The following is a 12,375-nucleotide window of genomic DNA, read 5'->3' as shown; positions in this document are numbered from 1 at the left end:
TCATAAATATTGCGACTTAGCCCCCCCATTCCGAAAAAAGTAAACTCTCCTGCTTTTTTTGTTGGTAAGAAAACATTAAATGAAAGGTCTTGAAAAGTAATTTTTTCACCCCCGAAAGTTACACCCATCACACCCAACAAGCCTGTAAACGAATAACGATAATTGACCAAATAACTTGCTGAAAGCGACCCGTCTCTTTTTTTTCCTATTGGACCCTCGGCAGCCACATCTATGCCAATAAGTCCCGTTTGAACCGTAAATTCATGTTTTTGGTTATTTCCCTTTCTCAATCTCATATCCATCACGCCCGAAAGAGCATTTCCAAATTCGGCAGGAAAAGCACCCGTCAAGAAACTCATATTTCCCAATAATTGAGCCGAAAGGATATTTACGCCACCCGAATTTTGTGTAATCCGGTCGCTAAATGTGCCTGCATTGCTTAAATGGTTAGGATTTACCACCTCAACTCCTTCCAAACGCCACTGCAATCCGTTAGGCGAATTTCCTCTAATAACCATTCCATTGGCTTGGTCGTTAGAATTGGCAACGCCCGCATAAGCGGTAGCCAAACGGGCAGGATCAAGATAAGTGCCTGGATAACGAAAAATCTGCTCGGTCGTAATAGTCTGAATACTTGTTGCCGCTCCTAAAAAATTGGAAGATGGAGCTTTTACAACTGCTTCGGCAAGTTGATTAGCACTGGCTCGAAGCCCAATTTCTACAATCAATTCTTTTCCCGATTCGAGTAATAATTCCGAAATCTGCTGACTCTCATAACCTATCGAAGTAACTTGTAGTTGGTAACGCCCAACTGGTATTTTTTCAAGACGAAAATTACCATTTGCATCAGTTTGTACACCAATTTTGGTATTTTTCAAAGTTACTGACACACCAACAATTGGAACTTCGGTAGTTGCATTAAATACTCTCCCACGAATTGTCTGCTGAGTAGTTTGGGCAGAAAGTTGCAGGCAAAAAAATGTCAGAAATAAAATTGCAGAAAAACTTTTAAACATTAGCTTTGAGAATAAATAGTAAAAACACGTCAAATACTTACGATTTTAAACGATTTTTCACCATTATACAGTTTAAAAATCGTCAATCTAAAATCGAAAATTATATTACTCTCCTTTTAAACATTTCCAATCAACAATGGTTTAATTAGAAATGAATCCAAACATGATACTTAGCAAGTTTGAAGTAAAATTTTACCAGCAATTAGAAAGTTTCTTTCAATCGCAAAACTTTGGTTTGGTGTTAGACCAAAAGCAATTTCGCAAAGCTACACAAAACGGCTTTCAGAATATAATTTTTTCGGTATCAGAAACACAAAAGGAATTTTGGATTGAAGTAAATTTTGGTGTTAGGCATGAATTTATTGAGCAAATTGCTCAACAATTCTTGAATAATGCTCATGGGTATAGTCAGTCGGCAAATACGCTTGTAATTAGCATTGGAAAATTTCAAGAATTAAAATACTTTCGTTTTAAAATAACAGACGAAGAGCAATTGAGCAAAACATTGGAAGAAGTAAAAATATTTTTTAAAGAAACTGGCTTTGATTTTTTGAATAATTCAAATACACTACGAAATATTGACGATATTTTGAACGATTCTCCAACTCAACCATGCAGGTTTGTTTATAACCAAGTACATCGGTGCTTTAAAGGTCTAATTGTCGCAAAATTGACTGATAACAGCAGTTTTGCGACAATTACGAATATTTACAGACATTTTTTACTTAAAAATGGCACCGACAATGACCTTCTCAATTATGAGCATTTGGTAAGTTTTCTGCATCATTATAATCCGAATTGATGTTTTAGTGAATAATCACCTTAACGATAAATATAATAGTAGTACAACTGACTGTCGTCTGTGAACAATAGATTTTTACTCTTTCTCCACTTTACTACTTCCAGAAAGATCAGAATCTACCTTGGCATTACCGCGATAACAAACTTTGCTTGCTCCGCTTGCTCTAACTTTTAATTTTTGAGACACATTCACACGCCCACTACTTGCTCCCGAAAGATTCAACGAAGCTTCGTCTGTTTCTGTACTGAAAGCATTGAAAGTAGAGGCTCCCGACATTTCGGCATAGATTTTTTGAGATTTCCCTTCGATTTCGAGTGTTGATGCACCCGACAAGTCAATATCATAGGTTTTTACATTTGTACGAAAAAAGCTTTTCGATGCTCCCGACAAATTGATTTTCAAATCAGAGGTGTTATCGAATCCTTTGATATTGGAAATCGAGGCTCCCGAAAAATTAACTCCTTTCAAGGCTGGCATTTCGATGTCGATATTTATGCGATAACGGCGAAGTCTCCAATTGTTTCGGAAAGAAACTTCGAGCGTTCCGTTACGTTCTTCTACCAACAAATCATCAATGTCTCTGCTATCACCCACTGCTTTTACTTTAAAAATTGCACCTTGTACAACATTAATGTGAAAAGCATTTCCCATTTCAAGTTGGTCAAAGTTTTTTACATCAAAAGTTTTTTGTTTTTCATCTTGTGGCTCAATGGCTTGCTGCAAAATTCCACATGAAGTGATGCCAAAAATCATCACAGAAATCATTAAAACGGAAGCTAAATTTAGTTTTTTCATAATATCAAATATTTGTGTTTGCTATTATGACAATCAAAAAAAGTATTTCCCCCACGAGAGGAACATTTTTTTCAAAAACTTATTTATTTGTGTTTTACAATGATTCTGACGGGATTTTTAATTTATTTTCTTCAAGAAAAGCATAAATTGGATGAAGTGCCGTTTTTTCAAAAAAAGTTTTTGATTCAATCAAATAAATATCTGAATTGATTTGACCGATGCTTGGATAAAATTCGTCAATATTTCCCACTTTTACTCCACCAACGGCATGGATGAATGGAACTGCAGCTAAGTTCAGAATAGGTTTATTGACAGTTGTAGTAAATAATGTATCATAACCTTGCTCAAATACCCAATTTAATAGGCTATACGACAAGATTATTACTGATTTCCTATGTCCTTTTAGAAACGCTAACTGCTCGAAATAACACAGATGATTTGGCTCATATTCTTCCAAATTAACAAACAAATTAGCACTTTTTCTTTTCTCCCAAATCTCAGATTTACGCAAAGTCATATCCGAAAGAATGATACCAAAACCAATCACTTTTTCGTCTAATTCCGCCACTAAACAATATTCATTCTGAATGAAGTTTCGATAGGTTTCAACATCTGTACCCAACAAAAACCCGCCTTTTGTGCTTGTTCCCTCTACCAAAGACATCGAAAGTTGGCTTTTTATGAACATAAAGTCTTCGGCATCTGCCAACTTTGCTTTTCTAATGCGTGTGTTCATGTGTGATATTTGGGCCTTTGATTTGATTGATGATTGCTTTAAAGAAATTCCACGTATTTTGGTTTTTCTCAGCATATTCTTGTGGTAATGAAGCACTTTTTTGCGGCAGCTCATACCACGGAATATTCGGATATTGATGATGCGTAGCATGTTCATTAAAATTCATCAAAATCCATGAAATAATGGGTACTCTTTTTACAGATCGAACATTGTATCTCACTCCGTCACCAATAGTGGTATCATAATGAAAAATATAAACAAGTAAAGACAGCACCCAAGCAAAAGCAAGCATCGGAAAGCCGAGCGTGAATAAATAAATTTCTTTTCCTAAAAAAAGATAGACCGACAAGTGAAGCAAAACGCCTAAAGTAAAAAGTGCGATAGATTTTAATTGGTCTTGCATTGTCCATTTTTTGAATGCAGGAGAAATTTTGACGGAAACTTTTGGCGGAATAAATAAAAACAAAATCACCGAGACCAAAGAATGAATAAAAAAGCCTCCACAAAACACACTAATGTACCAAATTGTGTAATAATATATTTGTTGGAGCTTGTTTGGCTCTTTCTTAACCACAAATGTATCTAATGCTGAAGTGTGTTCGTCTTTGCGATTAAAGCCATGATGAAAGAAATGTATTTGTCGGTAAATAGTGATAGGAACCATCAAAGGCAAAAGCACTATACTTCCCCAAAAATCATTTAATTTGAGGTTATCAGGAAATAGTTTTTTGTGCGAAGCCTCATGCCCGACAATATAAAACCGATAAAACCAAAGCCCCTGAAATAGCAGAATGATGGAATAAAGACTATACTTCAAAAACTTATTAATTTCAATCTTTTGGACAAATACAGCAAAAAAACTAACTATCAAAAAGACAATAATTGTTTCAAAAATTAGCTTTGTATTTTTGCTCATCGCTTTACTATTTTGAATAAGTTATAAAGTTAGTGAATGAAAAAGATAAATTTCATTTGTTTCGTTTGTTTTTCCTACCGCAATTTTTAAACAACCAATGGGGGTAGTTTATTTTACAGTTGTCATACAAAAAAGCCTTTCATCAATTTGAGCTATAGAAAATTGAACATAAAATCATAAGTTTGCACAAAACATTCATTTTTCAATCGGTGCAATTATCTGAGCAAGAAATAATTAGTGCAATCAGGCAAGGCGATGAGCGTATTTTCGAGGCAACTTTTCGAAAATATTACCAAAGCCTGTGCAATTATGCCAATTCGATTCTTAAAGAAATGGATGAAGCCGAAGAAGTTGTTCAGAACCTTTTTTTGAGTATTTGGGAAAAACGAACAGATTTAGAGATAAGCGTTTCTTTGAAATCATATCTCTATCGTGCCGTTCATAACCATTGCTTGAATCGAATAAAGCATTTGAAAATTCGAGAAGAATATCAGCAATATGCCACAAACTTTTACGATAGTTCGTACGAATCGGTGAGCCAAACGGTGATGAAAAATGAATTGGAACAAAAAATTGAGGAAGCAATCAGAAAATTGCCTGAACAATGCCGCTTGATTTTCAGAATGAGTAGATTTGATGAGTTAAAATACCATGAAATTGCTAAACAATTAGAGCTTTCGCCCAAAACAATCGAAAATCAAATTGGGAAGGCACTAAAATTTCTAAGAATTGAACTGGCAGAATATTTGCCATTGATTATTATTTGTGGCACGACTTTACAAATTGTGCAGTAATAAAATGAACACCAACCAACCAATAACTGAAGACCTTCTGGGTAAATTTTTAGCACAAGAAACTGATGCTGAAGAATCTGCCATGGTCGAAAATTGGTTGAAGCAAGACATAGCCCACCAAAAAGAATTAGATGATTATCATTTTATTTGGCAACAGGCAGCCTCATCGATACGAGAAACCCCACTAAATATTGATGCCGCTTGGAATAAAGTGAAATCAAAAATTGATTTGTCGAAAGAGCCAAAAGTTGTAGTATTTATTCCGAAAAAACAAATTTTCTTCACACCTAGCCGAATCGCAGCAAGTATCAGCTTACTGCTTGTTACTGGTTTATTGGCCATTTTTCTGAGTCAGAAAACTACCGAAACTATCTCTCTAAAAACCACTACTAATACTTTAGAAAAAACATTACCCGATGGTTCTGTAGTTTTCTTAAATACCAACACTTCTTTGAGCTATTCTGCTGATTTTCAGCAAGATATAAGAGAAATAAACCTTATTGGTGAGGCATTTTTTAAAGTCCAGCGAGATGAAACCAAACCATTTATAATTCATGCAAATGGCTCTGAGGTACAGGTTTTAGGAACTTCGTTTAATGTGCAGGCTTACAGCAAAAATGTAAAAGTAAGCGTTGAAACAGGTAAAGTAGTATTTAAAAATAAGACAAAACAAACACTTTTGGTTCGTGGAGAAGAAGCAGAATTTGAAGCCGACAAAGACACAATCAAGAGAACATTGGCAATGGACAAAAATATTTTTGCCTACAAAACCAAAGTATTTGTTTTTGAAAATTCGAGCCTTGAGCATATTATTAAAGTTTTAAGCGAAAGCTATCATACAAAAATCCTACTCAAAAACGACCGCATTAAAACTTGTCGCCTAACGACAAAATTTGAAAACGAAACCCTGCCAAATGCACTAAATGTAATTGCCGAAACATTGAACTTGAACATTATTCCTCAGGGCGAAAAATATATTATTGATGGCAAAGGCTGTGAGGAATAAATTCCTAATTAGAAGACTAAAAATAGGGGAAAAATAAAACTGAAATGTCATAGCTTCAAAAAACATTAAAATCAAATTATGAAAAAGCTATTAACATTAACTTTGCTATTTTTTTGGACAACAGGTACTTTTGCCCAAAACCGACCTCCACTCGAACGAATTATTTCTGTAAAAATCTCAAACGAACGCTTAGACAATGTCCTTAAAGGTATCTCAAATGCAGGAAATTTTAGCTTTTCTTATAATCCTGACGAAATTTCAATAGAAAAAAAAATTTCGGTCAATGCCCAAAATCAATCGGTTAGAGAAATTTTATCTGATATTTTTGCTAATACAATTTCGGCTAAAAATCGAGAAAATTATATTATTCTTAAAAAAACTACCGAAGAACCACAGAAAGATTTTTTCGTGATGGGCTACGTTTCAGACGGAGAGACGGGCTTAAAAATTGAGAAAGCAAGTATTTATGAGCCAATTACACTTGCTTCTACCGTCTCGAATCAATATGGTTATTATCGTTTGAAACTTCCTAAAGATTTAAATAACATCAATCTACTTGTTAGGAAACAAAGCTATCGTGACGAAAAGATTTTGCTCAGAAACAAGCAAGACAAAGTGCTTAATATCAAGCTATTAGCTACCAAATCTTTTCCAAAAATTGATACTATTATAAGATTAATTTCATTTAAAATTGATTCTTTACCCAATAAAAAATTAGATAGCCTTCCTATTATTCTGCCATCAACTGCCAAAATAGAAAGAATAGAATCTAAAGACTCGGTTATTATTGAACCGCAAAAATTTGATTATAAAGAACAATGGGAAAATACAAAAGAAAAATTACAATCTACTCAAAACCGATTCTTAGATTGGCTCGTTACTACCAAACAAAATATCCATTTAGATAATATTCAAGATACCATTTATCGTCCCGTTCAGATTTCTTTTTTACCTTTTATTGGCACAAATCATTACCTCAGCGGAAACGTAATTAATAATTTTTCTTTCAATATTTTGGGAGGTTATTCTCTCGGAGTACGAACGTTGGAAGTAGGAGGTATATTAAATATTGTGCGAGGCAAAGTTAATGGCATACAGGCTTCAGGTTTTGCCAACCTGGTTGGTCAAGATATGAAAGGCATTCAGGTAGCAAATTTTGGAAATGTGGTGGGTCGCAACGTCTATGGCGTGCAGGCAGCGGGTTTTGGAAATATAAACTTTGGTAGCACAAGCGGAATTCAAAGTGCTGGTTTTGGAAATGCTGTGATCAAAAATTTTAACGGAATTCAAGCATCAGGATTTGGAAATTTGGTCGGAAGAGATATGAAAAATAGTGTTCAAGCAGCGGGATTCGGTAATGCGGTGATTGGCAATGGAATTGGCGTTCAAGCAGCAGGTTTTGGAAATTTTGTCGGAAGAGATTTCAAAGGAATTCAAGTAGCAGGAACGGTAAATTTTGTGGGCGAAACTTTCAGTGGCTTACAGATTTCGTTGTTTAATTACGCCAAAAATGCGAGAAACGGCTACCAAATTGGCTTGATAAATTATGCTGGTGAAAGTAATGCTTTGCCCATTGGATTATTGAGTTTTGTTAGAAAAGGTGGCTATAAACGCCTTGAAATGAACGCAGACGAAGTAAATTGGTTTAATTTAACCTTCAAAACTGGTGTGAAACGTTTTTATAATATCCTCACGGCGGGATACAATTTTGGGTTTGCCAACAAACCTGACTTTTCACTTGGCTACGGCTTAGGTACAGCATGGAAACTCAATCGAACTTTTTGGTTAAACTTTGATTTAGTTTCATCGCATATTCAGCAAAACAACAATGACTGGAATCTCAACCAACATACAAAAGCCAGTTTAGGTTTAGAAATTCATGCAACCAAACATTTTGCTTTATTTGTAGCTCCAACCCTCAATTTCATGGCAAGCAATGAATCGGGTATTGATTTAGGTAAATTGAATAATTGGAAGATTTCGGAAAAACAAGGTTATTATTTCGGTCAACGAGCAAATTTAACTTCATGGATTGGACTTCAAGGTGGAATTCGGGTATTTTAAAACTATTAAATCAATTCTGTATGGTTTTCTTTAAATTTAAAGAAAACCATACAGAATTGATTAGCTAAAAACGATAACCCAAATTAAAACCAAATCCTCTTAGGTTTAGGTAATTTAATTGACGAGCATTATCTATTCTAACCCCTTGATTATCAACTACTAAACCTAAATAATTTTCATTTATGTTAAAAGTAGTAAGAATTTTATTTCTCAAACGAGTACGAAAATCATCATCAAATCCTTCAAGATTTTGGTTAGATTCACCATGAACAGTTACTCTGCCAAAATGTCCTCCAACGATGTGCCAATCAAAAGTAAAACGTTTACCAAGATTAAACTGCTTCCCAAGCATCAAGCCTCCTGAATATGTTTTTAGTCTGGTATCAACCGGAAGTTCAAGTCGAACTGGCACATTTTTATAATCTGTATCAACAAATACAGGCACATCGCCATGATAATCATTATACCTACCAAAAATAGCTAAATATAACCCAATTGGGGCAGCTTGCTTGCCAAAATAAAATCGCAGTTCGGGCGTAATATGAAAATTACCCATTGTGGATTCACTTTTTTTAACATTGTCTAAAGTTATATAGTCAATTCTATTGTCGGCAAAATCAATGAATTTTCCTGCATTTTTAGCGAAAGGAACAAGTTTTTTGGGACGATAGCCCGCCCCAATGACCAATGACATACGGTTGCTCAAAGCTTTTTCATATTGAATTGTTGCTGAGCCCAATACAGCGGCCGAAAAGTTGAGTTTTACAACGGACTGCTTTTCTTCTTGAGCAAAAGAATGAATGAAAGTAAGTATTAAAAAAAAGACTTTAAGAATATTTTTCATAATTTTTGGATTTAGTAAAACGCCGAAAGCAAATGGCTTACAGCTGAAACTATAACGAACTCAGCTCATTTTTCTGATATTTTTTTCAAATTCTGTTAAATGTTCATCAGTAAAATCAAGATGTGTTACGAATCTGACTAAATGTTTTCCGAATGTTACACAACCAATATTTTGTTCTTTCATACGAGCTACAAAATCACTTGCAAGCATAGTTTTGGGTAATTGAAAAATAACAATGTTGGTTTCGATCGGATAAATATTTTCGACAAAAGACAAGCCTTCCAGCACTTTACCGATTTGTTTGGCACGAGCGTGGTCTTCTCGTAAACGATTAATGTTATTGTCTAAAGCATAAATTCCTGCGGCAGCCAAAAAACCTGCTTGTCGCCAGCCACCACCCATTACTTTTCTGAAACGTCGAGCTTTTTTGATAAAATCTTTTTTTCCTAATAGCAAAGAACCAACAGGACAACCCAACCCTTTCGATAAACAAATCGAAATCGAATCAAATAGCTGCCCATGCACTAAAGTAGATTCATTGGTTTCTACTAAAGCATTAAATAACCTTGCCCCATCGAGGTGCAAAGGAAGTTTTTTCTCTACACATACTTCTCTAATCGCTTGAATATCAGCTAATTGATAGTAACAACCACCTCCTTTATTCATCGTATTTTCGAGAGAAACTAAACTGGTTGTTGGCTGATGAATATCATCTGGATTATTGATAGCATCAAGAACTTGTTGGGCATTTAGGCGACCTTTATCGCCATCTAAAAGTTTTAGTGACGAAAAAGAATTTAGGGCAACTCCCCCACCTTCGTACAAATAAATATGCGAATATTTATCACAAATCACTTCACTTCCAGGGTAAGTATGTACACGAATCGCAAGTTGATTGGTCATCGTTCCTGATGGACAAAACAAAGCTGCTTCCATGCCAAACATCTCAGCGGCTTTGGTTTCGAGAGCAAGCACTGTTGGGTCATCGCCAAAAACATCATCACCAACTTCAGCCAAAAACATGGCTTCTTTCATGCCCTTACTGGGTTTTGTAACCGTATCACTTCTTAGGTCTATAAACATATTTTGAATAAATGGATAATTCTTTGCAAAAGTCTAACTTTTTAATAAATTTTACGTTATAAATAGCATAAACTTTATTAAAATAGCTAATCAAATGGCAATATTCAACCTTACTGTAAACGGAAAGAAAACAAAAGTGGATGTCGAACCAGATATGCCACTACTTTGGGTCGTACGTGATTTTGTAGGTCTTAAAGGTACAAAATTTGGCTGTGGAATGGCAATGTGCGGAGCGTGCACAGTCCATATTAATGGTGAACCAACTCGTTCATGCCAAATTCAAGTTTCATCTATCCCTAAAAATGCTAAGATTACGACTATCGAAGGCATCGGAGAAACGCAATTGCACGCCGTTCAACAAGCTTGGATAGAAGAGCAAGTTCCTCAGTGTGGCTATTGTCAATCTGGACAAATCATGTCGGCAGTGGCATTATTAAAAACAACACCCAATCCAACCGATGAAGATATTGACGCTGCTATGAGCGGAAATCTTTGTCGATGTGGCACTTATGACCGCATTCGTAAAGGAATTCATCGTGCAGCTGATAGTTTGAAAAGTGCTAACGTAAACGGAGGTAACGGTAAATAATCTAAATTTCAACTTCGAACTATGGAAAATATTAATACATCACGCCGTTCATTTATCAAAACCACCTCCTTCACCGGAGTAGGGTTAATGATTGGTCTCAATTCTTTTGCCCGAGAAAAACATCCTAAAAAGATTTCTCATACAAACCCAAGCAAAGTTGGGGTTTTAGACCTTGAAATCAATCCTTTCATTATCATCAGTACCGATGGAAGCATTGCTTTGATAAACCCACGCCCTGACATGGGGCAAGGTTCCACTCAAGCTGCTCCCTCATTGATTGCCGAAGAATTGGAAGTAAGTTTAGATAAAGTAAAACTGATTCAATCGGACGGACAATCGAAATACGGTAGTCAACAATCGGGTGGAAGTAGTACCGTTCGTGGTTTGTGGACTTCTCTTCGCAAAGCAGGTGCGGCCGCCAAAGAAATGCTTATCGAAACTGCCGCTAAACGCTGGAATGCTTCAATAGCAGATTGTTATGCCAATGATGGAAAAATTTATTTGAAAAATTCGGACAAATCGTTTACTTATGGCGAATTGGTGGATGATGCCTCAAAATTAGTTGTTCCGAAAAATCCAAAACTTAAAGACCCCAAGGATTTTAAAATTCTTGGAAAATATAACAAACGCCTTGATGTGCCTGAGCGTATAACAGGAAAAGCCGTTTATGGAATTGATATTGAAGTGCCAAACATGGTTTATGCCTGCATTCAACACTCGCCAGCCATTCACGGAAAAATCGTTTCGATTGATGATAGCGAAACATTAAAAGTGAAAGGTGTTTTACAAGTAATAAAATGCGAGAGACAAATGCCTCACCGTAAATCAGACGCAGTAGCCATTATTGCAAGCAACTGGTGGGCAGCACTAAAAGGTAGAAAAGCATTGAAAGTAACATGGGACAATGGAGATTTAGCCAAAACCATGACAACCGACAATTATTTTATGGCAACCTACGAAGCTGCTAAAAAAGAAGGCATCAGATACGAAGAAAAAGGCGATTTCAATGCCAAATTTGCTAATGCAAAGCAAAAATTAGAATTAAACTACGAAACTCCATTTTTGGCACACGTTCCTATCGAACCTGAGTGTGCAGTTGTACACATGAAAGATGACGGTACGGCCGAAGTCTGGGCTCACGTACAAGGTCCTGACGGTGGTTTGAACGACGTTGCAAAAGCATTGGGAATCAAAAAAGATAAAATTAAATTCAACGTTCCTTTACTCGGAGGTTCGTTTGGTAGAAAAGCCTATCACGATTATTTGAACGAGACTTGTTTCTTGGCAAAAGAGCTAAAAAAGCCAGTAAAAATGATTTGGACTCGTGAAGACGACATTACACAGGGGCCGTATCGCCCAGGAATGTTGAGTCACATGCAGGGCTTTGTTGATAATGGCAAAATTACAGGTTTTCACCATCATGCCATTGGCGAATCAATTGTTGGTCAAGTGTTTGGCGGTTTAGCTCCTAACGAATCGGAACCGTGGTTATCAGGTGAAATCAGTACCGAAAATAGCAAATATGATTTTCCTGTATCTAAAATTAGTTGGACAAATGTAAAAACAGATATACCAATCGTTTGGTGGCGTTCGGTTTATGCTTCAAATATGGGTTGGGGACAAGAATGTTTTATTGACGAATTGGCTCAATTGGCAGGAAAAGACCCACTCGAAGCACGTTTGGATTTGGTACACGATGCACGATATAGAAAGGTATTAGAAACTGTTGC

12 protein-coding genes are annotated in these 12,375 nt (G+C 35.9%); 6 read left to right on the top strand and 6 right to left on the bottom strand.

What is annotated here, in order from left to right:
- The coding region (locus tag ACH2CJ_RS06780; RefSeq protein ID WP_394991501.1) for a carboxypeptidase-like regulatory domain-containing protein at nucleotides 1-1,016 on the bottom strand (1,016 nt) is incomplete at its 3' end.
- A gap of 163 nt (nucleotides 1,017-1,179) precedes the next feature.
- Here ACH2CJ_RS06780 and ACH2CJ_RS06775 point away from each other — a divergent pair.
- Nucleotides 1,180-1,818: a hypothetical protein gene (locus tag ACH2CJ_RS06775; RefSeq protein WP_394991500.1), complete on the top strand. Its 639-nt coding sequence runs from the start codon at nucleotides 1,180-1,182 to the stop codon at nucleotides 1,816-1,818.
- Nucleotides 1,819-1,893: 75 nt separating this feature from the next.
- Here ACH2CJ_RS06775 and ACH2CJ_RS06770 read toward each other — a convergent pair whose 3' ends face one another.
- The 3 genes from ACH2CJ_RS06770 to ACH2CJ_RS06760 form a co-directional block, all read right to left on the bottom strand.
- Nucleotides 1,894-2,613 (bottom strand): head GIN domain-containing protein, encoded by a 720-nt coding sequence (locus ACH2CJ_RS06770; protein WP_394991499.1) that lies wholly within the window; start codon nucleotides 2,611-2,613, stop codon nucleotides 1,894-1,896.
- Nucleotides 2,614-2,707: 94 nt separating this feature from the next.
- Entirely contained in the window at nucleotides 2,708-3,349 is a 642-nt protein-coding gene (locus tag ACH2CJ_RS06765; protein WP_394991498.1) for a hypothetical protein, read from the bottom strand.
- A complete protein-coding gene (locus ACH2CJ_RS06760; protein ID WP_394991497.1) occupies nucleotides 3,333-4,265 on the bottom strand; it encodes a fatty acid desaturase family protein in 933 nt (310 codons plus the stop codon). The genes ACH2CJ_RS06765 and ACH2CJ_RS06760 overlap by 17 nt, the downstream gene beginning before the upstream one ends.
- 209 nt (nucleotides 4,266-4,474) lie before the next feature.
- Between ACH2CJ_RS06760 and ACH2CJ_RS06755 the strand changes: the two genes are divergently transcribed.
- The 3 genes from ACH2CJ_RS06755 (at nucleotide 4,475) to ACH2CJ_RS06745 (ending at nucleotide 8,129) form a co-directional block, all read left to right on the top strand.
- The gene (locus ACH2CJ_RS06755; RefSeq protein WP_394991503.1) at nucleotides 4,475-5,059 is read left to right on the top strand and encodes an RNA polymerase sigma-70 factor; all 585 of its coding nucleotides are present in this window, start codon (nucleotides 4,475-4,477) and stop codon (nucleotides 5,057-5,059) included.
- Between the two features lie 4 nt (nucleotides 5,060-5,063).
- Nucleotides 5,064-6,065 carry a FecR family protein gene (locus ACH2CJ_RS06750; RefSeq protein WP_394991496.1) on the top strand — a complete coding sequence of 334 codons (1,002 nt, stop codon included), beginning with the start codon at nucleotides 5,064-5,066 and terminating at the stop codon, nucleotides 6,063-6,065.
- Nucleotides 6,066-6,143: 78 nt separating this feature from the next.
- Nucleotides 6,144-8,129, top strand: a complete 1,986-nt coding sequence (locus ACH2CJ_RS06745; protein WP_394991495.1) for an STN domain-containing protein — start codon at nucleotides 6,144-6,146, stop codon at nucleotides 8,127-8,129.
- 64 nt (nucleotides 8,130-8,193) lie between these two features.
- On the opposite strand, the gene ACH2CJ_RS06740 is transcribed toward ACH2CJ_RS06745, so the two are convergent.
- Together ACH2CJ_RS06740 and ACH2CJ_RS06735 are read right to left on the bottom strand one after the other, a co-directional pair.
- Nucleotides 8,194-8,973 (bottom strand): DUF3575 domain-containing protein, encoded by a 780-nt coding sequence (locus ACH2CJ_RS06740; protein WP_394991494.1) that lies wholly within the window; start codon nucleotides 8,971-8,973, stop codon nucleotides 8,194-8,196.
- Between the two features lie 60 nt (nucleotides 8,974-9,033).
- Nucleotides 9,034-10,056: a threonine aldolase family protein gene (locus ACH2CJ_RS06735; protein WP_394991493.1), complete on the bottom strand. Its 1,023-nt coding sequence runs from the start codon at nucleotides 10,054-10,056 to the stop codon at nucleotides 9,034-9,036.
- A 94-nt stretch (nucleotides 10,057-10,150) separates the two neighbouring features.
- Here ACH2CJ_RS06735 and ACH2CJ_RS06730 point away from each other — a divergent pair, with 94 nt between their 5' ends.
- Together ACH2CJ_RS06730 and ACH2CJ_RS06725 are read left to right on the top strand one after the other, a co-directional pair.
- Nucleotides 10,151-10,645 (top strand): (2Fe-2S)-binding protein, encoded by a 495-nt coding sequence (locus ACH2CJ_RS06730; protein WP_394991492.1) that lies wholly within the window; start codon nucleotides 10,151-10,153, stop codon nucleotides 10,643-10,645.
- A 21-nt stretch (nucleotides 10,646-10,666) separates the two neighbouring features.
- Nucleotides 10,667-12,375: molybdopterin cofactor-binding domain-containing protein (locus tag ACH2CJ_RS06725; RefSeq protein WP_394991491.1), on the top strand; the 1,709-nt coding region annotated here is incomplete at its 3' end.

This window comes from Emticicia sp., assembly GCF_043780375.1.
Lineage (GTDB): Bacteria > Bacteroidota > Bacteroidia > Cytophagales > Spirosomataceae > Emticicia.
The sequence above is the reverse complement of the archived record's forward strand: the minus strand, read 5'-3'. Positions and strand labels throughout refer to the sequence as shown.